The 24648-nt window shown below is 44.3% G+C and carries 20 protein-coding genes, 2 tRNA genes and 3 rRNA genes; 5 read left to right on the top strand and 20 right to left on the bottom strand.

The window, feature by feature from the left end:
* Nucleotides 1–73: 73 nt before the first annotated feature.
* The 11 genes from AOT82_RS12105 to AOT82_RS12055 all read right to left on the bottom strand — a co-directional run bounded on the left by AOT82_RS12105 (nt 74) and on the right by AOT82_RS12055 (nt 10643).
* A complete protein-coding gene (locus tag AOT82_RS12105) occupies nt 74–733 on the bottom strand; it encodes a DUF938 domain-containing protein (RefSeq protein WP_083328944.1) in 660 nt (219 codons plus the stop codon).
* A gap of 67 nt (nt 734–800) precedes the next feature.
* Nucleotides 801–1262: a flavodoxin family protein gene (locus AOT82_RS12100; protein WP_071003252.1), complete on the bottom strand. Its 462-nt coding sequence runs from the start codon at nt 1260–1262 to the stop codon at nt 801–803.
* Between the two features lie 4 nt (nt 1263–1266).
* Nucleotides 1267–1680 carry an OsmC family protein gene (locus AOT82_RS12095; protein ID WP_071003250.1) on the bottom strand — a complete coding sequence of 138 codons (414 nt, stop codon included), beginning with the start codon at nt 1678–1680 and terminating at the stop codon, nt 1267–1269.
* A 15-nt stretch (nt 1681–1695) separates the two neighbouring features.
* Nucleotides 1696–2157 carry a hypothetical protein gene (locus AOT82_RS12090; RefSeq protein WP_071003248.1) on the bottom strand — a complete coding sequence of 154 codons (462 nt, stop codon included), beginning with the start codon at nt 2155–2157 and terminating at the stop codon, nt 1696–1698.
* Between the two features lie 291 nt (nt 2158–2448).
* A 5S ribosomal RNA gene (gene rrf, locus AOT82_RS12085) occupies nt 2449–2562 on the bottom strand.
* A 162-nt stretch (nt 2563–2724) separates the two neighbouring features.
* Nucleotides 2725–5583: ribosomal RNA gene (locus AOT82_RS12080) — 23S ribosomal RNA — on the bottom strand.
* A 351-nt stretch (nt 5584–5934) separates the two neighbouring features.
* Nucleotides 5935–6010, bottom strand: a tRNA-Ala gene (locus AOT82_RS12075).
* A 96-nt stretch (nt 6011–6106) separates the two neighbouring features.
* Nucleotides 6107–6183, bottom strand: a tRNA-Ile gene (locus tag AOT82_RS12070).
* 73 nt (nt 6184–6256) lie between these two features.
* Nucleotides 6257–7795 (bottom strand): 16S ribosomal RNA (locus AOT82_RS12065).
* Together the 16S, 23S and 5S rRNA genes with 2 tRNA genes alongside form the textbook arrangement of a ribosomal RNA operon.
* 1008 nt (nt 7796–8803) lie before the next feature.
* Entirely contained in the window at nt 8804–9607 is an 804-nt protein-coding gene (gene pssA, locus AOT82_RS12060) for a CDP-diacylglycerol--serine O-phosphatidyltransferase (protein ID WP_071003778.1), read from the bottom strand.
* A 148-nt stretch (nt 9608–9755) separates the two neighbouring features.
* On the bottom strand, nt 9756–10643 hold the full coding sequence (locus tag AOT82_RS12055; protein WP_071003246.1) for a 23S rRNA (adenine(2030)-N(6))-methyltransferase RlmJ: 888 nt from the start codon (nt 10641–10643) through the stop codon (nt 9756–9758).
* Between the two features lie 140 nt (nt 10644–10783).
* Between AOT82_RS12055 and AOT82_RS12050 the strand changes: the two genes are divergently transcribed.
* From AOT82_RS12050 to AOT82_RS12040, 3 genes are all read left to right on the top strand, one after another.
* Complete coding sequence (locus tag AOT82_RS12050; RefSeq protein WP_071003244.1) at nt 10784–11539, top strand: 2OG-Fe(II) oxygenase; 756 nt, start codon at nt 10784–10786, stop codon at nt 11537–11539.
* A gap of 61 nt (nt 11540–11600) precedes the next feature.
* Nucleotides 11601–12818 carry a succinyl-diaminopimelate desuccinylase gene (dapE, locus tag AOT82_RS12045; RefSeq protein WP_071003242.1) on the top strand — a complete coding sequence of 406 codons (1218 nt, stop codon included), beginning with the start codon at nt 11601–11603 and terminating at the stop codon, nt 12816–12818.
* 277 nt (nt 12819–13095) lie between these two features.
* Complete coding sequence (locus tag AOT82_RS12040) at nt 13096–15282, top strand: TonB-dependent receptor family protein (RefSeq protein WP_071003240.1); 2187 nt, start codon at nt 13096–13098, stop codon at nt 15280–15282.
* Nucleotides 15283–15665: 383 nt separating this feature from the next.
* Here AOT82_RS12040 and AOT82_RS12035 read toward each other — a convergent pair whose 3' ends face one another.
* From AOT82_RS12035 to AOT82_RS12010, 6 genes are all read right to left on the bottom strand, one after another.
* Entirely contained in the window at nt 15666–16169 is a 504-nt protein-coding gene (locus tag AOT82_RS12035) for a GyrI-like domain-containing protein (RefSeq protein ID WP_071003238.1), read from the bottom strand.
* A gap of 170 nt (nt 16170–16339) precedes the next feature.
* A complete protein-coding gene (iscX, locus tag AOT82_RS12030) occupies nt 16340–16549 on the bottom strand; it encodes a Fe-S cluster assembly protein IscX (RefSeq protein WP_071003236.1) in 210 nt (69 codons plus the stop codon).
* Between the two features lie 134 nt (nt 16550–16683).
* Nucleotides 16684–17220, bottom strand: a complete 537-nt coding sequence (locus AOT82_RS12025; protein ID WP_071003234.1) for an acyl-CoA thioesterase — start codon at nt 17218–17220, stop codon at nt 16684–16686.
* 172 nt (nt 17221–17392) lie between these two features.
* A complete protein-coding gene (locus tag AOT82_RS12020) occupies nt 17393–18793 on the bottom strand; it encodes an NAD(P)(+) transhydrogenase (Re/Si-specific) subunit beta (protein WP_071003231.1) in 1401 nt (466 codons plus the stop codon).
* On the bottom strand, nt 18790–19128 hold the full coding sequence (locus AOT82_RS12015) for a proton-translocating transhydrogenase family protein (RefSeq protein WP_058024937.1): 339 nt from the start codon (nt 19126–19128) through the stop codon (nt 18790–18792). The genes AOT82_RS12020 and AOT82_RS12015 overlap by 4 nt, the downstream gene beginning before the upstream one ends.
* Nucleotides 19129–19225: 97 nt before the next feature.
* Nucleotides 19226–20380 carry an NAD(P) transhydrogenase subunit alpha gene (locus AOT82_RS12010; protein ID WP_071003229.1) on the bottom strand — a complete coding sequence of 385 codons (1155 nt, stop codon included), beginning with the start codon at nt 20378–20380 and terminating at the stop codon, nt 19226–19228.
* Nucleotides 20381–20858: 478 nt separating this feature from the next.
* Here AOT82_RS12010 and yaaA point away from each other — a divergent pair, with 478 nt between their 5' ends.
* Complete coding sequence (gene yaaA, locus AOT82_RS12005) at nt 20859–21671, top strand: peroxide stress protein YaaA (RefSeq protein WP_071003227.1); 813 nt, start codon at nt 20859–20861, stop codon at nt 21669–21671.
* A gap of 299 nt (nt 21672–21970) precedes the next feature.
* Here yaaA and AOT82_RS13700 read toward each other — a convergent pair whose 3' ends face one another.
* Nucleotides 21971–22369 (bottom strand): EamA family transporter, encoded by a 399-nt coding sequence (locus AOT82_RS13700; RefSeq protein WP_197496695.1) that lies wholly within the window; start codon nt 22367–22369, stop codon nt 21971–21973.
* Between the two features lie 89 nt (nt 22370–22458).
* Entirely contained in the window at nt 22459–22890 is a 432-nt protein-coding gene (locus tag AOT82_RS13695; protein ID WP_083328941.1) for a hypothetical protein, read from the bottom strand.
* A gap of 147 nt (nt 22891–23037) precedes the next feature.
* Between AOT82_RS13695 and AOT82_RS11995 the strand changes: the two genes are divergently transcribed.
* Nucleotides 23038–23493: an Lrp/AsnC family transcriptional regulator gene (locus tag AOT82_RS11995; RefSeq protein WP_071003225.1), complete on the top strand. Its 456-nt coding sequence runs from the start codon at nt 23038–23040 to the stop codon at nt 23491–23493.
* Between the two features lie 322 nt (nt 23494–23815).
* On the opposite strand, the gene AOT82_RS11990 is transcribed toward AOT82_RS11995, so the two are convergent.
* Complete coding sequence (locus AOT82_RS11990; RefSeq protein WP_071003224.1) at nt 23816–24508, bottom strand: hypothetical protein; 693 nt, start codon at nt 24506–24508, stop codon at nt 23816–23818.
* Between the last annotated feature and the right edge of the window lie 140 nt (nt 24509–24648).

Raw genomic sequence — 24648 nt, 5'->3', positions numbered from 1 at the left:
CCATATAAGCAATGCAAAAAAAAACACCTCAACGAATCATCGGTGAGGTGTCTTTTTTTGACGTTCTAATCATTTAATACTTCTGAAAGACCAACAGCTGATTATTGGCAGGCATCGCGTACGTTCTGCTAAGCGTTAGATGATGCATATTTGCTAAATTTACAATGTCTTCTTTATGACGGATACCACTGTCAGAATTACCTTGCCTTAACATCGCATCAAATCGCTGGTTGCCCGCACTGGTATAGTTACCATGTTCGTTAAATGGGCCATAGACAATCAGCTTACCATCCACAGGTAACGCATCACCAGCCAGTAAAAATAGCCGCTCAACTAAAGCCCAGCTAATGATATGTAGCGTATTTGCCGTAAATATCGCATCATAGGGCTTGGCTATATTGCTATTTACTGACTGACTATTAATAGGTACAGAATCGTAAGCCAAATCAAACGCTAATGGTAGAGGTAGATTGGGCGCAGGATAAGCATGATACCAAGCCGCTATATGACGGTGGTTGCTCGTGACATCGCTGGTTTGCCACTGTATCTTAGGTAAGCGAAGAGCAAAGTAAACACTATGCTGACCCGTTCCAGAGCCAATCTCTAGCACGTGCTTAAAGCCTTGTAGCTCGTTTTGCAATACTTCTAGGATAGGCTGCTTATTGTTCTCGCACGCTTGAGAGAATGGCAACGCGTCGATATCCACTTGGCTGTTTAGATGATCGATTTGCATGGATACTCTCCTCAGACTGCCCGTTACATTTGCAGTATCTTTCGCGAATTATTGGCAAAATATGCTACTAGTAAATACCCGCTTCAACGCCAGCGGCTAACGTCATGGCAAGCTCTTTTACTTGGTCAGCAAAGCTGTCTTGCCACTCGCCTTGTAGTATCAGTGCCTCTTGAATCCACGACCAACGCAGCCCCGTCGTGATCGTCTTTATTGCAAGCTTGGTACCCGTACCATCATGCCCTGCACGTATATATAGTGCAAATGGCATGCCTTGCTTCTCTTCTAGCACAGGATAATAACAGCGATCAAAGAAGTCTTTGGTCAGCCCTGCCATATATGCCAGATTTTCAGTCGTGCCTAATAGCAAAGCATCAGCAGCCAACACATCTTCAGGCTGCGTGTCCTGCGGCGACTTCAAAATGACATTGATATCTAGATCAGGATGATTGGCACCACCATACGCCGCTTGCGCCAACTTCTCAGTATTGGGTGACGGCGCATGAGCGACAATCAATAACGTTTTTGCCATAGCATTAAAGGCCACGAGCAATACGGAACGTTAAGTTCTGCGTGATATCAGGGTGGAGGCTTTTGGCGACTGGACAAGTCAATGCGGTGTTATAAAAGATCGTTTGCGTTCTATCATCAAGCTCCTTATTAAAGGTCACGATGATATGGATCTCGCTCACGCGTCTTGGATCAGCGGCCATGACTTTGGTCATTTCAGCTGTGGTGCCTGCAAGGTCAATCTCCATGTCACGGGCTTTGATACCAATGATCGTTAGCATACAGCTTGCCAAGCTCGTCGCTAATAGATCAGTCGGTGAAAAAGCCTCACCCTTGCCTTGATTGTCTGTTGGGGCATCGGTGATGATTTCATTATTTGATTGAAAATGAATGGCGGTGGTGCGCAAATCGCCTTGGTAGGTTACTTTTGATGTAGTCATAGGTTCTTTCCTAAGCTAAAATTCAGAAGTATACAATCCACTATAAGGTTCAACTAGTGGTTTTATAATGAAACACCAAACTATATTATCAGTATAAGGTAGGTTTTTATACTTCATAAAATCTGAAATTTTAAATAAGGACTTATTAGAAACTGTTAATTCCCATATAGCACTGTATTGGAACCATGGATCTAATAATATTTGCATAGTATTTTCATTGATTAACCTTAGTCTTTCTATCCAGCAAAACTGTTCTGTTTCAAATTTTGTGAGCTTATTATTTCCCTCATAACAGTCCCAAAGAGTTAAATGCTTACCAGCTACGATTGCATATTTGTTATTTGGATCAATTAAAGCACAAGATGGACCACCGTAAAAACTATCAGTAAACAAGATATCCCTGCTTTCTTTATCGATGAGATATGCATCTCCATAGCTGTCATATAAATACAATTTATCCGTTTCTTCTAATATCATTAGATTATCTCAATAAACTTTCAGTTGACCATCTATAGTTATAAATTATTATCAATAATAAGCCAATAAAAAGACCCTCTTTCGAGTGAGCGGGGGCTTTTAGGTATAAGAGGCTAGTGATGATTTGGGCAAGGAAAGAGTTGAAGAACTGCTTTGATGCGAGCGAAAGATAAAACCATTTAAATAAAGAGATTTTCTAGGGAAGTCAGATAAGTCTAGGGAAGTCAGATAAGTTTAAGATAAAAAAAGCCCCAACATACATCAGTATGTTGGGGCTTTTTAGGAATAGAGAGCTGACGATGACCTACTCTCACATGGGCGAACCACACTACCATTGGCGCAACGATGTTTCACTTCTGAGTTCGGGAAGGGATCAGGTGGTGCCATCGCGCTATTGTCGTCAGCAAAGGGGGTTAGATATGAGTCTGTTCGTGTGACTTTTGATAAGTACCACTTACCCTAACTGAATCAAGGTTAACGGTGATATCGAAATGTTCTGTCTGTTTCTATAGCCTGGGCTATACAAGATAGATTAATTAGACTTGATACAAACCACTTGGGTGTTGTATGGTCAAGCCAAACGAGCAATTAGTACAGGTTAGCTACACACATCACTGTGCTTCCACACCCTGCCTATCAACGTCCTAGTCTTGAACGGCTCTTTAGGGAAATCTAATCTTGAGGTGGGCTTCCCGCTTAGATGCTTTCAGCGGTTATCCCATCCGAACGTAGCTACCGGGCAATGCCATTGGCATGACAACCCGAACACCAGTGGTTCGTCCACTCTGGTCCTCTCGTACTAGGAGCAGATCCTCTCAAATTTCCAACGCCCACGGTAGATAGGGACCGAACTGTCTCACGACGTTCTAAACCCAGCTCGCGTACCTCTTTAAATGGCGAACAGCCATACCCTTAGGACCTGCTTCAGCCCTAGGATGAGATGAGCCGACATCGAGGTGCCAAACACCGCCGTCGATATGAACTCTTGGGCGGTATCAGCCTGTTATCCCCAGAGTACCTTTTATCCGTTGAGCGATGGCCCTTCCATACAGAACCACCGGATCACTAAGACCTACTTTCGTACCTGCTCGACTTGTGGGTCTCGCAGTTAAGCGCGCTTTTGCCTTTATACTCTTCGACCGATTTCCGACCGGTCTGAGCGCACCTTCGTACTCCTCCGTTACTCTTTAGGAGGAGACCGCCCCAGTCAAACTACCCACCATACATTGTCCTCGGTATTGTGATACCTGAGTTAGAACCCCAACATGACCAGGGTGGTATTTCAAGGATGGCTCCACCAAGACTGGCGTCTCAGTTTCAAAGCCTCCCACCTATCCTGCACAAGTCAGGTCAAAGTTCAATGTAAAGCTGTAGTAAAGGTTCACGGGGTCTTTCCGTCTAGCCGCGGGTACACAGCATCTTCACTGCGATTTCGATTTCACTGAGTCTCTGCTGGAGACAGCGCTGCCATCATTATGTCATTCGTGCAGGTCGGAACTTACCCGACAAGGAATTTCGCTACCTTAGGACCGTTATAGTTACGGCCGCCGTTTACTGGGGCTTCGATCAAGACCTTCGCTTACGCTAAGCCCATCAATTAACCTTCCAGCACCGGGCAGACATCACACCCTATACGTCCACTTTCGTGTTTGCAGAGTGCTGTGTTTTTAATAAACAGTTGCAGCAGCCTGGTATCTGCGACTGCCAGCAGCTCAAGGAGCAAGTCCTATCACCACCAACAGCGTACCTTCTCCCGAAGTTACGGTACCATTTTGCCTAGTTCCTTCAGCAGAGTTCTCTCAAGCGCCTTGGTATTCTCTACCTGATCACCTGTGTCGGTTTAGGGTACGATTCGTTTATAACTATTGCTTAGAAGCTTTTCCTGGAAGCATGGTATTTGCCACTTCGCTGTACATGTACAGCTTGCTATCAGATCTCGGTATAGAATAGCCCGGATTTACCTAAGCTATAAACCTACATCCTTTCACCTGGACAACCAACGCCAGGCTGACATAACCTTCTCCGTCCCTCCATCGCATTATAAACAAGTATCGGAATATTAACCGATTTCCCATCGACTACGCCTTTCGGCCTCGCCTTAGGGGTCGACTCACCCAGCCCCGATTAACGTTGGACTGGAACCCTTGATCTTCCGGCGTGGATGCTTTTCACACCCATTATCGTTACTCACGTCAGCATTCGCTCTTGTGATACCTCCAGCATGCTTTACAACACACCTTCACAGGCTTACACAACGCTCCCCTACCACTTGAAAACAAATTCAAATCCGCAGCTTCGGCTCCTAGTTTGAGCCCCGTTACATCTTCCGCGCGGGCCGACTCGACTAGTGAGCTATTACGCTTTCTTTAAAGGATGGCTGCTTCTAAGCCAACCTCCTAGCTGTCTATGCCTTCCCACCTCGTTTCCCACTTAACTAGGAATTTGGGGCCTTAGCTGGCGGTCTGGGTTGTTTCCCTCTCCACGATGGACGTTAGCACCCACCGTGTGTCTCCCGGATATCACTCATCGGTATTCGGAGTTTGCATCGGTTTGGTAAGTCGGTATGACCCCCTAGCCGAAACAGTGCTCTACCCCCAATGGTGTTCGTCCGAGGCGCTACCTAAATAGCTTTCGGGGAGAACCAGCTATCACCGAGTTTGATTAGCCTTTCACCCCTATCCACAAGTCATCCCCTGGCTTTTCAACGACAGTGGGTTCGGTCCTCCGGTGCCTGTTACGGCACTTTCAACCTGCTCATGGATAGATCACTCGGTTTCGGGTCTATACCCTGCAACTAGTCGCCCTATTAAGACTCGGTTTCCCTACGGCTCCCCTAAACGGTTAACCTTGCTACAGAATATAAGTCGCTGACCCATTATACAAAAGGTACGCGGTCACCCAACAAGTGGGCTCCCACTGCTTGTACGCACACGGTTTCAGGTTCTATTTCACTCCCCTCACAGGGGTTCTTTTCGCCTTTCCCTCACGGTACTGGTTCACTATCGGTCAGTCAGGAGTATTTAGCCTTGGAGGATGGTCCCCCCATCTTCAAACAGGATTTCTCGTGCCCCGCTCTACTTAATATGTTAACGCTAATGTTTCGAATACAGGACTATCACCTACTATGGTCAGCTTTCCCACGCTGTTCTTCTACATTAGCATTAATCGGCTTCTCCCCGTTCGCTCGCCGCTACTAGGGGAATCTCAATTGATGTCTATTCCTAAGGGTACTGAGATGTTTCACTTCCCCTCGTTCGCTTCTTATACAAAGTATAAGATACCTAGCTTATGCTAAGTGGGTTTCCCCATTCAGAAATCTCCGGATCACAGGATATTGCCGCCTCCCCGAAGCTTATCGCAGGCTGTCACGTCTTTCATCGCCTCTGACTGCCAAGGCATCCACCATGTGCGCTTCATTACTTGACCATACAACCCCAAGTAGTCTTTCGACTTCTATGTGTCATACAATCTAATTATGATAACGATATCACCTATGTTTATACGCTTGATTCAGTTCTCTTTACTTTTTTAATAACTCACCCCTGGGATAACAAACAATGTCGTTAAGAGGTGAGTTATTAAGGTTAAGATGGGCGCGTGAATACGCTCATCCTAACCCAGACTCATATCTATGTTTTTAAATAGTTCCTATGCTCTCGTCGAGTCATAAGTTTCTGTATAAAACAGAAAGAAGTAATCGTGTCTTTATTCAAGATGAATCACTTGTTTCTATTTGATACCTATTTTATTTAGCACGCTAAGCTTAGCCGTATGTAGTGGTGGAGCCAAACGGAGTCGAACCGTTGACCTCCTGCGTGCAAGGCAGGCGCTCTACCAACTGAGCTATGGCCCCTGAGCGAGGATACAATCGAAGCACTGCTTCGATCCGAGCACAAGAGGAAATCCCTTAAAGCGGATTGACTTAGGGCTCTTTCACCTACATTAATAATGGTGGGTCTAAGTGGACTCGAACCACTGACCCCCGCGTTATCAACACGGTGCTCTAACCAGCTGAGCTACAGACCCTAATACGTCCTAAAACGTAAGCTTAAACTAAAGAACAACTTGTTGTGAATTCTTGCTGAGCGAATGCTGTCTATAAGGAGGTGATCCAGCCGCAGGTTCCCCTACGGCTACCTTGTTACGACTTCACCCCAGTCATCAACCACACCGTGGTGATCGCCCTCACTAAGTTAGGCTAACCACTTCTGGTGCAATCAACTCCCATGGTGTGACGGGCGGTGTGTACAAGGCCCGGGAACGTATTCACCGCGGCATTCTGATCCGCGATTACTAGCGATTCCTACTTCATGGAGTCGAGTTGCAGACTCCAATCTGGACTACGATAGGCTTTTTGAGATTCGCATCACATCGCTGTGTAGCTGCCCTCTGTACCTACCATTGTAGCACGTGTGTAGCCCTGGTCGTAAGGGCCATGATGACTTGACGTCGTCCCCGCCTTCCTCCAGTTTGTCACTGGCAGTATCCTTAGAGTTCCCACCCGAAGTGCTGGTAACTAAGGACAAGGGTTGCGCTCGTTGCGGGACTTAACCCAACATCTCACGACACGAGCTGACGACAGCCATGCAGCACCTGTATCACAATTCCCGAAGGCACTCTCGTATCTCTACAAGATTCTGTGTATGTCAAGACCAGGTAAGGTTCTTCGCGTTGCATCGAATTAAACCACATGCTCCACCGCTTGTGCGGGCCCCCGTCAATTCATTTGAGTTTTAACCTTGCGGCCGTACTCCCCAGGCGGTCTACTTATTGCGTTAGCTGCGTCACTAAGTCCTCAAGGGACCCAACGACTAGTAGACATCGTTTACGGCGTGGACTACCAGGGTATCTAATCCTGTTTGCTACCCACGCTTTCGAGCCTCAGTGTCAGTATGATGCCAGGAAGCTGCCTTCGCCATCGGTATTCCTTCAGATCTCTACGCATTTCACCGCTACACCTGAAATTCTACTTCCCTCTCACCTACTCTAGCCTAACAGTTTCAGATGCAGTTCCCAGGTTAAGCCCGGGGATTTCACATCTGACTTATCAAGCCACCTACGCTCGCTTTACGCCCAGTAATTCCGATTAACGCTTGCACCCTCTGTATTACCGCGGCTGCTGGCACAGAGTTAGCCGGTGCTTATTCTGCAGCTAATGTCATCGTCCCCGGGTATTAACCGAAGAGTCTTCTTCACTGCTTAAAGTGCTTTACAACCAAAAGGCCTTCTTCACACACGCGGCATGGCTGGATCAGGGTTCCCCCCATTGTCCAATATTCCCCACTGCTGCCTCCCGTAGGAGTCCGGGCCGTGTCTCAGTCCCGGTGTGGCTGATCATCCTCTCAGACCAGCTACAGATCGTCGCCTTGGTAGGCCTTTACCCCACCAACTAGCTAATCCGACTTAGGCTCATCTAATAGCGCAAGGTCCAAAGATCCCCTGCTTTCTCCCGTAGGACGTATGCGGTATTAATTCGAGTTTCCCCGAGCTATCCCCCACTACTAGGTAGATTCCTAAGTATTACTCACCCGTCCGCCGCTCGACGCCTGATAGCAAGCTATCATCGTTTCCGCTCGACTTGCATGTGTTAAGCCTGCCGCCAGCGTTCAATCTGAGCCATGATCAAACTCTTCAGTTTAATCTATCTGAAGCCTTTACCTATAAATAGGAAGACGACTTCTAATCTTGGCTCATTTAATCTGGCAAAATCGCTCGTAATTATGTTCGTAATGAATTAACTTTGAGTTTTTCTGCTGTCTTAAATGATAATTTTTATAGTTGGTGTTCTACCAAAAAGATAGTCGATCAACTTTATTTTTTAGCATTCTGAATCAGCAAAAATCCACACAAGTTGTTCTTTAGTTATGCTTTTAAATAGTCTCAATCACTGTCGTCCAGTCATCGATATATAGGGTATTACTAATGCTATCTGCCTTTTCCGTCTCCGGTTAAGCTATCTAGCGAGCCGACTATCTTATCATAATGATTTGAATTGTCAAGACTTTTTATAATTTGTTTCGCCAGGTTAACTGCGTTATTAATGTGTAATCTACACATCTCTCACTGCCAGTCCGTCTGATGAGGGCGTATTATAGACCCTTTATTTATTTAGTCAAGAAGTATTTTTAATTAGTTCGAAATAACTTAATCGCTTAAGCTTCCTCACCACTTCCCTTTCGACTGGGACGCATTATACGCAGGTTTGAGGATGGGTCAAGGATTATTTCGAGGGTCTTGCTCACTGCTTTCGCAAACATCAAATTGTAGAGATATTCCAATGGTTTATACACTTCAATAGTTTTATCTATTTTACAATGGTTATGCAAAACAGGGTTTGAACTAGTTATCTAGGACAGCCCCTTCGTTTGGATGTACATTTTGTTCAGAAACATAATAAATGGCTATTATGCAAGGATAAAACGTATCTGATAGTAGAATATTCTTCAATATAGTTGATCCAATTTAAGAGTGGTAAAAGGCAACCGAGTGCAGATGTATACGTCATACTTCAAGCGAGGTTAACGCTGTAACGCTTTTTTAGTGGATTGACTATAACACCATGTTTTTATAGTAAATAAAGTATAAAAAAAGGGACTCACCTATTGGCAAGTCCCTTTTTTTATCTCAGTAACGTTCATATTTACGCTTACATCTTTGCTTTGATCGTAGTCACAATACCAGATAACGCATAAATGATACCGATTGCCAAGATACCAACAGGTATATCATAGAGCACGATACTCATGACCAGTACACCAATGATAAGCACCACAAAGGGTACTTTCTTTTTATCAAACTCTTTAAAGCTGTAGTACTTAACATTACTGACCATAAGCAGACCACAAATGACCACCCACGCTGCGAACAAAAACATGATCGCCGTATCGTACTGACCAATCCATTCGTTATGATCAACTGCCACCATAACAGCAGAGGTTACTAGAATGGCGGCAAGCGGACTTGCCAAACCAACGAAGTATTTTTTATCGACAATGCCAACCTGCACGTTGAAGCGTGCAAGACGAAAAGCAGCACAGGCAGTAAAGACGAACGCACAACCAATCCCAATACGACCCAGCGGCTCTAGGGCAAAGCTATAAACCAACATAGCAGGGGCCACACCAAATGCGAGCATATCTGCTAATGAATCATATTGCTCGCCAAAAGGGCTTTGGGCATTCAGTATACGCGCAACGCGGCCATCAGCCCCATCAAGAATCGCGGATAAAAAGATAGCCAAAGCCGCCTTGTAAAATTCGCCTTGCGTACTTGCCAAAATTGAATAAAATCCTGATAGCAGTGACAAAGTGGTAATCAAATTAGGCGCTAAATAGACACCGCGACTGACCACACGCTTACCTTCCGCAACCTCTGCCTCGACGACCTCAAAGGTCAAACCATCATAATTGTCATTGTCCGCTAGACGAATATTAAACTCATGCCCATCCATGTATGGAGGCTGGGTCACTGCATTATCCTGCAACGCTCCCTCTTTTGGTGACATGTTATTTGGTTCGCCTTCAGGTGGCTGCATATTCGTCATCTTGATATCCTTATTGGCCAATGTTGCTGTTCACTGACATCATCTACTGACGTCACTATTCACCAACCAGCCAGCGTACATTGGTCGCACTGTCAGGTGTTAAGTCTGGCGCATCTTCTACTTTTAGTACTGGCTGCAAGAAACGTAATATCTCGCGAGCATGGTTATCAAACTGCCATGGCGGATTGATAACCAGTAGACCTGTACCGTTCAGACCGACGGCCACATCATTAGGATAAATATTTAGCTCACAAACCAGCTGACGACGCATCTCGGTACGCTTGAGCTTTTTATAAAACAACTCAACCGCTTCGATATTTTTGATTGGGAACCACAGGGCATAAGTACCTTGTGGCCATTTTTTATAAGCCGAGACTAATAAATCGATCAGACGCGTAAAGTCTTTATGCTCTTGCTCAAAAGGAGGATCAAGAAAAATAAGACCGCGGCGCTCGGCTGGCGGAATAACAGCGGTGATACCTTCAAAAGCATCACGATGCTGAATACCAATTGGCAGCTTATATAGCTGATAGTTCAGTGCATCATATTCAGTCGCTTTGGCTTCAAAAGCTTCGGCGCGCACGCCAACATCAGGTTTTTTAGCGGCGGTTTTTTCGACATGATGAGCAATCCACCACGGCGAACCCGGATAGACTTTATTGTCGTAAGTGAATTTGGCTTGTTTAATGCCTTCCATGTAATCTTTGACAGCGGCTGGTGCTTTTTCGGTATCTGCTTTCAAAAAAGCCTGAATACCGCCTTTGGCCTCCCCTGTCTTGCGCGCTTCTTCACTGCTTAGTGAATACAGTCCGCGGCCTCCATAGGCGTCAAGCACATAAAACGGTTTGTTTTTCTGCCCCAATTGATTGAGCAGTTGTACCAATAAAATGTGTTTAACCACATCAGCAAAGTTACCAGCGTGGTAGGCGTGTTTATAGTTCATAATCTCAAAAGTTTAAATAAGAAAAATTGCATCTATGGTAGCATAGGCGGAGTAAAAGATAATGTGGTTTTAGTAAGCCTTTCAATAAAAACGCATTGAATGGCGGTATATTGACCATTGATTGATAAGAATGAGATGAAATGACGCAGATTATTAGCAACCTGAACAAGACAGCGTTGGTCGTTGATCATCCGATAGGACAGGACAATCCTCCGTTACTATCTCCAGACAGTCATAACGACGACCAAGACGCGCCTACCCAGAAGATGCTGCAACTGTCTGATTTTGCAGTCAGCTGGGAAGATAGGCTGACGGATAAGCAGCTTGATACCTTTGTCACTGATGGCTGGCTCACTATTGATAATGTATTTAATAAGACCGCATTACTTGCGCTACAGGCTGAAAGTGGTTTTATTGACTATCGTGATGCGGCGCTAACCGCTGGCATTCGTATCAGTGATATTCGCGGTGATAGAATACGCTGGATCACCGAGAACTTTTTTGCAGGCTACTATTATCTGCAAAGTATTAACGCCCTCGCCGCTCTGTTTAATCGCAGCTTATTCGCGGGTATTCGTCATAGCGAAGCGCATTATGCGTGTTATCCAACTGGCTTTGGTTATCAATGGCATAGCGACAACCCTGCTGGACGCGATGAACGGGTGATCTCAGCCGTGTTTTATCTCAATGATGATTGGGGAGCGACTGACGGCGGTGCGCTAGAAATCGTTGATAAGCATGGCATGCACCATGAAGTTATGCCAGTTGCCAATAGACTAATCATTTTTGATAGCGACCTACAGCATCAAGTGCAGATCGCGCATCGTCAGCGTTACTCTATTGCTACGTGGATGCGCCGTGACGGTCTTGTACCCTTTGTCGAAGTAGACGCTTAGCACTTATTACTCATTATCTATTTATATTTAACATTTTCATTATTATACAAAAGGCTTACCCATGTCTGACTCTCACAATCAAGCAAATGCTCTTAAGCAAACGACTCATCAGCAAGCAACCTTAGACTTAAGTATCGCGCTACTCGAACGCCCATCTGTCACACCAGACGATGATGGTTGCCAAGACATATTGTCAGAGCGTTTGGAGCAAGCAGGCTTTGACTGCGAGTTTATGTACTATGGTGACAGACAAGCAAAGGGTGAACATGCTGAAGTTAAAAACTTGTGGGCACGCCGTGGCACGACGGATCCCGTAATTTGCTTTGCCGGTCATACAGACGTGGTACCAACGGGTGATGAAAAAAACTGGACGTATCCACCATTTACGCCAACCATTGCTGATGGCTATCTATGGGCGCGCGGTGCCGCCGATATGAAGACAGGCATTGCTGCCTTTACTATCGCCGCCGAACGCTTCGTTGCCAATCATCCTGAGCACAATGGTTCGATTGCTTTTTTGCTCACTTCAGATGAAGAAGGTCCATCAATCAACGGTACGGTCAAAGTCATCGAAACCTTAGAGGCTCGTCAAGAAAAAATTACTTATTGTCTTGTGGGTGAACCATCGAGCACGGATACGTTAGGCGATATTATCAAAAACGGTCGTCGTGGCTCGCTAGGCGCAGAGCTGACGGTCACAGGTAAGCAAGGTCATGTTGCCTATCCACATTTGGCCTGTAATCCTATTCATGCAGCGATGTCTGCCCTTGCTGAATTGACATCTACCGCATGGGACAACGGCAATGACTACTTCCCAGCCACCTCATTGCAGATATCAAATATCAATGGCGGCACAGGTGCAACCAACGTCATTCCTGAAACGCTAAACGTTGTCTTTAACTTTCGCTTTTCGACTGAAACGACTGAGGAAGAACTCAAAGAAAAAACTCATGCTATCTTTGACAAATATTTTACCGACAGTAAGGCCAGTTACAACATCAATTGGAAGTTATCTGGTCAGCCATTCTTGACCCCTGAAGGGAAGCTGGTTTCAGCCTGTCAAAATGCGATCAAGTCAGTCACAGGTACAGACACGACGCTATCGACATCAGGCGGTACGTCCGATGGACGCTTTATCGCGCCGACTGGTGCGCAGGTTGTTGAATTAGGCGTACGTAACGCCACCATTCACCAGGTCGATGAAAAGGTTGAAGTTGATGATTTGGGCAGGTTAGCGCAGATTTATGAGGGAATTTTGAAGAATTTGTTGCTTGATTAGGCTCTACCGTATCAATGACGTTAATAAAACAGCAACAATAAAGGCAGCGCTTAAATGTTTAGCGCTGCCTTTATTTGTTTTAAGTATTATTGTAGCCTAATAAATAACCTGTATTAACAGTCACTTAAGATGATAACCACTAAAATTTGGGTAGATCCATTAAAAATAGGATATATAAATGTTGCTTACTGCTTGCAAACGATAATCATTATTGTTAATATTCGTTTTTACAAAAATGCAGCATTAATTTTTATGTTTTCGTTTTGGAGCCCGTGCGATGTCTCATCCTTATAAGTCTGTTACTATATTTTTATTGTCCACTTTAGCCTTGTCCATGCAGGCAGTTTATGCGCAAAGCGTTGATACCCAGCAAGGTAATCTCGAAGAATCAGCAGTCTCGGTAACCTTAGACGAAATTACTGTTATCGGTAGTAAAGACAATGTGCCCTTGATGACGGGTTCTGGTTATTACGTCGATAACGAACAGTTAGAAAATGAGTACATTACAGATATTAACCAAGTTTTAAAGACCGTGCCAGGGGTTTACGTCTCTGAAGAAGATGGGTTGGGCTTACGTCCTAACATCAGTATTCGTGCTGGTATCGGTGGACGTAGTAGTAAAGTGCATTTAATGGAGGACGGTATTCCTATCGCACCCGCTCCTTATGCTGCCCCTGCCGCCTACTATCATCCGACAGCGCTGCGTATGTCAGGTGTTGAGATTCTAAAAGGCGCGCCGCTGCTACGTTATGGGCCGCAAACGACTGGTGGCGTTATTAACTATTTATCAACCCCTATTCCTGCCACTAATGGCGGTCAAGCGATGACCTCAATCAACGACCGTGGCGGTGTGGATGTTCATGCTTATGCTGGTGGACGCGAAGGCGACTTTGCAGGCTCAATTGAAACTGTGCAACAACGAGGCAAAGGCTTTAAAGAAATTGATGGTAAAGACATTGGCGACTATGACAATCAAGATTATGTCCTAAAGGGTCGTTATCAGATCAATCCTGCGCATAGTTTGTTTGCCAAAGCACAGTATTCTGATAGATCTAGTGATGAGACTTACTTAGGTTTAACAGATGCTGACTTCAATAAAAATCCTAACAGACGCTACCCGATGTCTGCGCTTGATAACATACAAGACGAACATACCGGACTTAACTTGACGCACAACTGGATCACGGATAATAATAGCGAGCTACGTACTACCGCTTATTACAATAAAACCCATCGTAACTGGTATAAGCTCAATGATAACAAAATCAATGATTTTTATGAAGGCAATATCACCCAAGGGCAGCTAGATGGTACCGAGGATTTAGCAGGTATCGAATTAAAAGCCAATGATCGCACTTATTATAGTACCGGTGTTCAGACGAACTTCAATACTGACATTTTAAGTGCCTATGGCGATCACAATATTGATGTAGGTGCTCGCTATCACCGTGACAAAGTTGAGCGCTATCAGCCAAGCGATATTTTTAATCAGGTAGACGGTAATTTAATTTATCAAAGCACCAAAGTCCCTAATGGCAGTAATAACCGCGAAGAAAGAGCCAACGCAACTAGTCTTTGGCTAACTGATAAGTGGCAAGTGACTGACCCCTTACTTCTAAACCTAGCCATGCGTTACGAGTATATTGATACTGAAGAGACACGCGGTGTTGATACTGATAATCAAGCACGCGTGAGCAATACTCAGTCTATATTTTTGCCAGGTTTATCCGCAAGCTATCAACTCAATGATGAAGTACAGCTTATAGGTGGGGTCCACAAAGGCTTCAGCCCATTAGGTGCTGGAGTGTCCGAAGATGACAACACGGATCCTGAAGAAAGTATCAACTATGAAATCGGTACGCGCTATATTGATGGTAACAATTATATTGAGGCCGTTGGGTTTTATAGTGACTTTGATTCTGTAATCAGAAACTGCACAGAAAACGTGCCTTGCGGCAGTGGCTCAGATGCCATAACGTCAGGTACCGAAAAAGAGAGTGGTTCTGCGGTGATCGCAGGGCTTGAGTTAATGGCTGGCACTCGCTTTGATGGAGATGGATTCAGTATTCCGCTGCATGCCACTTATACTTACACCCAAGCTGAGCTTGCCGAGGACTACAAAGACACTTTAGATGGCGATCGCTTAACGCTAGTGCCCAAAAATCAAGCCAGTGTACGCGCCGGAATCGAGATGGATTCAGGTTGGGATACTTACTTGACTGCCAAATATGCTGGCGGCATTTGTGAATCAGTGGGCTGCAATCGTACTAATGAGCCGCGTAGCGAGACTGACTCGTTATTCACTTTTGATGCTATTACCCACTACCCTATCGGTTATGATGCTAAGGTCTTTGGTAAGGTTGAAAACATCGCTGACAAACAAGTTATTGTGAGCCGTACGCCATACGGTGCTAGACCAAACCTACCACGTACCTTTACCATTGGCGTGACTAAAGCTTTTTAACTAGCATTGAATAGATAACCTTGATACATTACTCCTAATGGAAAAATCCCCAGCTATAATAAAAATATAGCTGGGGATTTTTTATGACTGTATCAATAAGCATAAATAATGCTTCGTCGGCCTCATTGATCCAACTTACCTGAATAAATGCTTCTATCGTAGAGTAGCTACCTATTAAACAATACGCGCATAAGCTACACGCCTAAGCATCTTAAAAATCACTCATCTGATAGCTCAATTGATGCCGCGGCGCAGATTATTAGACCTCTTGCAAAAGTACCAGTTCATTGACTTTTACTGACGGAGTTACAAGGGCTAGCGATGACTTATCCAAGAGGTCTATTATAGTAAAGTAGACTTCTTATAGTGTTGATATGATAGCCTCACTCAATACCAATATAAAGATCCAATTGCCCATATTCTAAATTACCACCGATATAATGCTCAAAGTCTACATCAAAGTTGCGAGTGTGTTCACAGTTTGGATCATTAAAGTACTCCCATGCCTTTTCCCATGCATTCATGACGGTATTAGGCATATGGCCTTCTTCAGAAAATACCAAGTACTTTCCTGCAGGAATGGTGACTTCTACCACATTACTAGTGCTGGCGGTACGCTCACTGTCTGATTGGTCGTCCTTCTCACTGGCTGTTTTCCAGCTAGCGACAACATCAAACGCGCCTGCTAAATCATCACTCTCATAGTTATGATAAATACCGTAAATATCTTTGCCTTCAGGCAACTGTCCTGCGTAATTCTGGTAAAACTTCTGCCACAATCTACCAAGCTTGGCAGTGTCGTGGCTAACCTCAGCGTGATTGGTGGTACGAATTCTAATACCCTTACACGCTATCGCTTCGGCTAACTTTTTAATTTGAGACGTCATGACGCTGCCTGCCCTGTTGCTCTCTGTTATTGTTATTAGATGTATAGTCGAACCACTATTAAAGTGTTACAGCGTTAGACTCGTTTAGCCTACTACTGTAGTACTTGCACTCGTCTGCCTTGTACCACTTTTAATATTGATTGACTATACTGTTAAAAAAGAAAATCACCTTAATCGGCTTCATCGATCCAATTCATTTGAATGGCTTCTAAAATACCTTCGTTTGAGCGCTGCGGGTCATCATCAAAGCCTTCAAGCTCAGTCACCCAGCGATGCAAATCCGTAAAACGAATGTACTGCGGGTCGACCTCTGGAAACTTCTCATAAAGCTCAATGGCGATATCGAGGCTGTCTGTCCATTTTAATTTTTGTGGCGTCATAACGGTACCTTTTTTTAGTCGTTTTAGAAATAGTAGTGTCGCCTTAGTACTGACGATTTGATGGACTCTATCCTACCAAAATTCAGCAAATGATTATAGCCAAGTTATTATAGGGTGCTATTTTTCAATATGTTTTATGCTGACTTGGTCGATTTCACAGCGACTTGATGCTCATTCCATGTGTTAATCACATCCGTCAACCGCTCCCCTGTCATGTCCAATACTTCTGGCGTACGCATACCTGTATCATCGGTAAAAACAAACTTGGTCATACCAACTCCCATCAGCTGATTTTTGACAAAAAAGCGATGCTCAAAATACACGTATTTTTTATCCCAGCCTGCGACTGCACTACTAAGCGTCATTTTATCCAAAAATTTGATTTGCTTAAGATAAATCATCTCTTGCATGGCAATGACCCAGTTCAAAGGCTTGATGCCTTTTTCATGACAGCGTGCCATCACCCAGCGTGTCACGTTTAGCTCAATGAATGAGAGGTAACGATAATTGGGCAAGTGATCACGAAACCCCATGTCATGCGGTAATACCCGATAATGGCGAACAGTCGGCGCGGTCAATGTCTCTAGACTAATCGTTTCGTTCGCCGATTGATGCTTGAGCTGCTGCTTAAGCAAACTGACCATAATAAAAAAGCGCAGTAACATATTCATAAATAGTGCTCTTACTTTGTTGTGTTTATGAGTGAAGGTTGAACGGCTCAACGATATTTTCTTATCGTTGTTTCCGAAACGTTGATCACTTTAACGTAAAAAAGCCACCTAAGTGACTTTTTTATTTAAGAAAACATACTCAAAACTTATGCTAAAAAGCTGATTTTAGCGATTAATGACCGCCGCCATTAATACTACGTACCATCTCTTCGACCATCTTTTTGGCATCGCCAAAGATCATCATGGTTTTGTCCATATAGAAGAGGCTGTTATCAAGACCTGCATAGCCGGTGCTCATCGAACGCTTGATGACCATCACCGTTTGCGCTTTGTTGGCTTCTAAAATGGGCATACCAAAGATAGGAGATGTCGGATCGTCTTTTGCTGACGGGTTGACGACGTCGTTGGCACCGATAACTAAGACCACATCGGTACTGGCGAAGTCTGAATTGATCTCATCCATCTCAAGAATATCATCATAAGGAACGTCAGCTTCAGCGAGTAGTACGTTCATATGACCTGGCATACGACCAGCAACGGGATGGATGGCAAAGCGAACGTTGACACCTTCGTCTTTTAATAGCTCGTACAATTCTTTTACCGCATTCTGCGCGCGTCCTTGTGCCATACCATAACCTGGTACGATGACCACGTTGCTGGCATTAGACATAAGGAACCCTGCATCTTCTGCTGAGCCTGATTTGTATGTTTTTGGTGCGCCATCATCATCGCCTGCAGCGGCCGCTGACGTGCCCATACCACCAAACAAAACGTTTAGTAGAGAGCGGTTCATGGCTTTACACATGATATAAGACAAAATCGCACCTGAGGAGCCAACAAGCGAACCTGCGATAATGAGCATCGAGTTGCCCAGCGTAAAGCCAATACCTGCTGCCGCCCAACCTGAAAATGAGTTCAGTAGCGACACGACCACTGGCATATCACCGCCGCCGATAGGCGCAATCCACATCCAGCCAAAGATAACCGCAATCACTGTCATCGCATAAAACGCAGGCAAGGAATCCGTGACAAAATACACGCCGCCAAACCCAATCATCGCTATAAATAGCAAGGCTTGAACAGGTTTTACCCAGCCGCCAGTGACTGTTTTTGCCCAGCTTTTTGCTGCCAGTTTACCAAAAGCAAAGACAGAGGCAGAAAAAGTAATCGCACCGATAAAGCAACCGATAAATAGCTCAACACGGGCAACCGCGCCATGTTCTTGCTCAGTGTGTAATACCGTCGCAAGGGCAATCGCAACCGCTGCCAAACCGACGAATGAATGCATCAACGCTACGGTTTCTGGCATCTGCGTCATGGCAACGGTTTTTGCCTTCCACATACCAACCAGCGCACCTAAAATCATCGCGCCAATAATGAGCCAAAGGACAGGGCCTTCTGCTAAAAAGAACGTCGTCACGACGGCAATCGCCATCGCTACCATACCAAAGCGGTTGCCACGAATCGCTGTCTTTGGACTCGACAATCCGCGTAACGTTAAAACAAAAAGGATCGCGCCAACCAGATAGAACCAATCCGCATTTGCCGCAATCATTGTTGATAAATCATTCATGCGTCGCCTCCATTATCAGTGCTTGCTGCTGGGGCTTTTTTTACTTTGGGTTTGAACATCGCGAGCATACGTTCAGTCACCGCAAAACCACCAAAGATATTGATACTGGCCAAAAATACCGCAAAAGCACCAAGCAAACTGGTCGGGGTAAACATCGAGCCGTCGATATGGACAGTCTGTAGCATCGCACCGACGATTACGATACTTGATAAGGCGTTGGTCACCGCCATCAATGGCGTATGTAGCGCTGGGGTCACGCCCCAGACGACGTAGTATCCGACAAAGATAGCGAGTACAAATACGGTAAAAATCGCGACAAATGGTGTGCTACTCATGGCTGCACCGGCAGGCGCTGCCGCTAAAATGGTGGCGATCATCTCATCCTCCTAAAAATTTATTCTTGTCTGGCAAATGTATGGCGACCAGCGAGGGCTAGCGTTTGGCCAAGCGCACTTGGTTGTCGTGGGTCACTGCCAGTGCACCCTGAATCTCATCTTCCATATCTAAGTTAAGCGAAAGGTCGTTTGCTGCTGCATCGTCGCCAGCAGGTGCAATCAAAGTCGTGATAAAGTTAACCAAGTTATTGGCGTATAGATCTGACGACTGTGCGGCTAGCATAGATGGGATATTGGCGGCACCAACGATACGTACGCCGCTTTCTGTGGTGATGGTCTCATTTGGCACACTGCCTTCGACGTTACCACCGGTACCAGCAGCCATATCGATCAGGACAGAACCTGCTTTCATTTTGGCAAGGGTTGCCGCGTGCACTAGACGCGGGGCATTACGCCCAGGAATCTGTGCTGTGGTAATGACAATGTCAGCATTGCTGAGTGCCTTGTCGACGACTGCAGCTTGGTCTTTGATATATTGCTCTGATGGCGTCCACGCATAGCCGCCCGTCGCTTTGGCTTTTTGTGCTTCGTCATCACTCATCGGCACATCCAGCCATTTACCACCAAGTGATTCGACCTGCTCTTTTGCCGCAGGGCGCAGATCACTCGCTTCTACAACCGCGCCTAGACGCTTTGCCGTTGCAATCGCTTGCAGACCTGCCACGCCTACGCCCAAAATAACCACTTTGGCTGGCTTGACTGTACCTGCAGATGTCATAAACATAGGAAAAGGACGTGAATATTCGTTAGCCGCCAGCAATACCGCTTTATAACCAGCAAGGTTAGCCTGCGATGACAATACGTCCATGTTTTGCGCACGTGATAATGTGCGCGGTAATAACTCCATTGCAAAAGCCGTCGCACCTTTGGCTGCATAAGTGTCAAGCTGAGTGTTGCGATACGGGTCTAGCATACCGACGACGATTTGGCCTGCACTCAAATGCTCTGCCACTTCGGCGGGCAAGTCGTGAATGGTGGTAATAATTTGAGACTGGGCAATCACCTCGGCGCTGCTGCTGGCAATGTCGGCTCCTGCCGCCTGATACAACGCATCAGCATAATACGCTGCTTGGCCTGCACCTGACTGAATGACGACTTCAAACCCAAGCTTGCGCAATTTTTTGACTGCGTCTGGGGTTAGTGCGACACGGCTTTCACTCGCGATATCTGCACTGATTACACCGATTTTCATATCGTCTCCTTACTTATATAGAATGACTTACCCTTAATACCCTCAACGCATTTTCAAAAGCATAGGGGACAAAAATCCTTAACCATGATTTATCCAATATCATAAATAAAGACTATCAATTTAATAAATGATGTATTGTTTACCATCATGCCTTTTTATTATAGAGATATAATCTGCCAACTTTCATTGTCTAATGATGACCAACAAGTAAGATAAAAAGTTAGGTATTGATACCATCTGCATAACTTTTGTTGTTATATTAAAGTTTTTTATTTTTTCAAAAAACCTCTACCCCTTATATAACAAGGTCTCGCTTCGATAGAAGCTAACTGTATGGACATTTACGCATTGCCATATCCCCTTAAAAAAAACATAAAACACTCAAGGTCAAGTCAAGTTAAACCCGCAGCTGTCGTATAATAAGAATGCTTGACACCTGAACAGGTCGGTCATTGACTCACGATAATAAGGACTCACCATGTATTTTTTACTCTCTCCTGCCAAATCTTTGAATGAAACAGACGCTATACCAGTGAACTTGGGCAATTACTATAGTCAGCCTGAACTGATCGCGCACTCACAGTCACTCATGAAAGTATTGAAGTCCAAAGAGCCCGTTGATCTGCAAGAGCTGATGGGCATCTCTGATGATCTTGCGCAACTCAATGCCACGCGCAATCAACAATGGCATTGGAGCGAAGATAAGCCGTTTACTGATGATGAGTCTAGTAATGCAGCAAAGCCGGCGGGCTACTTGTTCGACGGTGATGTTTATACCGGTCTTGATATGTATCACATGGATAAAGAAACCGCTGTCTATGTCAATGAACATTTGGGTATTTTGTCAGGTCTTTATGGGGTATTAAAACCGTTGGACTTGATTCAGCCTTATCGTTTAGAGATGGGTACAAAGCTAAAAAACGCGCGCGGTGATAATCTTTATAAGTTTTGGGGAGAAGAAATAACTGACGTTATCAATGCTCGTATGGCAGATAGTGAGGACAAGGTCTTGATCAATCTGGCGTCGAACGAGTATTTTAAAGCGGTGAAAAAGAAAGCACTGAAGGCGGATATCATCACGCCACGGTTCGAAGACGAAAAAAATGGCACATATAAAGTCATTAGCTTTTATGCCAAAAAAGCACGCGGACTGATGGTCAAGTACGCAGCAGACAATAAGCTGACCAGTGCTGAGCAGCTAAAAGGCTTTAACTTAGCGGGTTATTATTATTGTAAAGAGGCGTCTGATGATAAGACGTGGGTGTTTAGACGCGATGCGGCGGATCAGTAACTTGTTATAAAAAACGGCTGGTAATGCCGAGACCTTGGCTAGATTTTCAGCAACGGTTGGGGTGATTTTAGCCTCAGCCTTTCAGCGTAGTACCACATTTTAATGTTCAACAGAACCTAAGGCTTGCACCTAATGAGCCACCATCAATAAATAAAAATTAGCCCCATTTAGTTTATCGCCTAATAACCATGGCGCATTATTAACGACCTTTTTCAATAATCTTTCAGCCGTGAGCTAACCTGCAATTTTCTTCATCTTTCATTGGTTGCAAATCGTATTCGCCATGACACTTCTATCATTTATTTCACTCGATTGGACAAAATGACGCCAATGGTACTAAGTGCGATTCCGCATATCATGATGACTGATAGAGACTCTTTGAGTATCAACGCCGCGAGTATAGCGGTTAATCCTGGGGACAAAGAGCCAAGTAATAAGGTACGAATGGAGCCCAGCTGTTTGACCGCATAAGAAAATGCAAGGGTTGATACCACCCCTACGCCAAGTCCTTGTATTAGGATGAAAGGCAGCACCTCATCAAAGGATACAGAACCTATATTGGTGTCCATCATGCCAGATAAAACCATCACCAATGTCAGAAAAAAAGAGGTATAAGAGAGCACGATCGCGATAGCTATTGGAGTTAACGTGGTGCTTTTTAACCCTAAGGTATAACCCGCCCAAATCAGGCTTGCCATCAACAGTAACCCCACCCCATACAGAAGACTATTAGGTATTGCCTGTGTATGCCCGCCAATCATAGTCGCGATACCAAAGAGAATAAGGATTAACGCGGCAAATTTTTTCTTAATGATATTCGTTGACGATAAAAAATAAGAGACAGTAAGGCAGCAAAGAAAACTGGTGTCCCTGTCAAAATGGTACCCATGTAAGCTGCTGGTACCGTACTTGCACCAAAAGCCGCCAACAAAAGAAACGGCACCCCGCCAAATAAAATAAATAGGATATCTGGCAGTCTGATATTTTTGATTTCATGCCAACTAGAGAGCGCCCAAGGGGTCAACAAAACGAGCGGTACACTAAAGCGAATGAGCATGACATCCGCAATGCTGAGCGACGACGCCCCAACCGCTCGCACAGTCAACGCAAATCCTGACCAAATCAATAAGACGACGCTCATCGCCACATAGCCTTTGGTCAGTGGCGACATTATAAACAAAGGGTTTTTGCGCGACGAGGGGTGGAATATCGTATTCATAGTCGTGTCTTATGCAGGTATACAAAGACCAATTATCGATTAAAATACGCGCTTTTATCTCTATTTATTCATTGCATTTTTTCAGAAATTTGGTGGATAATGCTAATTAAATCAAAATTCTTGGCTTAAAAAGCCAAAAGGCAAATTATGGACAAAATCGACCGTCATATCTTAGAAGTACTCCAAAAAGAAGGGCGCTTATCTACGGCAGAACTGTCCGAACGCGTAGGGCTGTCGCCATCGCCTTGTGCAAGGCGCCTAAAGCGCTTGGAGGATGAGGGGTACATAGAAAACTACCAAGCGAACATCAATAAAGCCAAAGCGGGTATTATGCTAAGCTTCTTTGTGGAGGTCCGTCTGAACAATCACCAAGAAGACTCTATTGCCGCTTTCGAGAATGCCCTGTCCAATATGGACGAGGTCATCAATGGGCATGTAGTGTCAGGCTCTTACGATTATTTGTTAGAAGTGGTCAGCCCAAATCTCGATGGTTATGAGCGATTCACACGTAAGCTACACAAACTTGCTAGCGTCAAAGATATACACACGCATTTATCAGTAAGAAAGGTCATCAATAAGACGACTTTACCTATTTTCGTATGAAATTCTTTTATACCGACTAAGAGAATAATGTCTCGCTCGATAATTGTTGAGTAGAAAGACCTATAATGAGTTCATTTGAATTTGATAGAATATTGCTATGATAAAGAAGTGTCTAACGATAAAACGTGGGTGGTTAGGCACGATGCAGCGGATCAATAGAACTCAAAACCGTATTAAACTCATAGAAGACTCCCGATAGGCTGAGCTTATCGGGAGTTTTCTGTGAGTTTAAAAATTGCTTAGTGTCATGAATGTAGAAATTTTAAATGTTATCTGAGACACGATCCAATGCAACATGACGCTTAGGCTAGCAACATTCTAGTCACCCTGTTATTAATGAAATAGCTTTTTTTCTAACTTTATTAAAACCACCAAAATAAGAAGGGTGATATAGTCGTATCGTCTTTTCTGGCAAATATTGAGATTTTACTTTGGCTATCGCTCGCTTTTCCAGCGTTGAATCTACAGGTATAAATTCAGCGTCTTCAAAATGATGTCTTATTTTAGAATCTCGACTTGGACCAGTTAAAAAAATAACGATGTCTGGCTCAAATAGTTCAACTTCTGATCTAACAACTGAAAAAAACTCTTTCTCGATTTTTTCTACTTCAGGATCAGTTCCAGTACCTTCCAGTCTCCCTATCTTATTTATGTTATTCCAACTAAAATATATTTTTTTATCGGGGTTAGCATTTCGTATCTCCTTGTCAAAGAGTCTAAAAGCTTTCCAAAAAGAGCTTCTACCGTAGCCCTTGTAAAACTTTTCTAAGCAGAAAAAACTGTAATATCTAGAAGAAGCTTCATCAATAGTTTTCAACGAACCATTCCCATTTAACCAACCTTTCGTTTCTTGACCAAAAATCATAACTCGAATATCTGCAGACTCATACCTTTTATTATCAAAAGATAATATAAGTGGGTTTGCATACTGACTTAGTTTCAAATTTTGGAGATTTTCGCTAAGATCTTGCCATTTATTATGATAAATACTTAGTAATTTTTCATTAATATTCATAAATCCCCTTATTTTTCTCTGAACTTAAATTTACCTTTTAAGCTTAACATATTAATAATTACTACAACTCATAAAAAATTTTAGTGCAAAAAAAACCCTGCATACAGCAGGATTTTTTAATTTATTGCAATTTGTTAGAC

Origin of the sequence: Psychrobacter sp. AntiMn-1 (assembly GCF_001854065.1) — a bacterium.
Lineage (GTDB): Bacteria > Pseudomonadota > Gammaproteobacteria > Pseudomonadales > Moraxellaceae > Psychrobacter > Psychrobacter pacificensis.
This window is presented reverse-complemented; position numbering and strand designations above follow the sequence as displayed.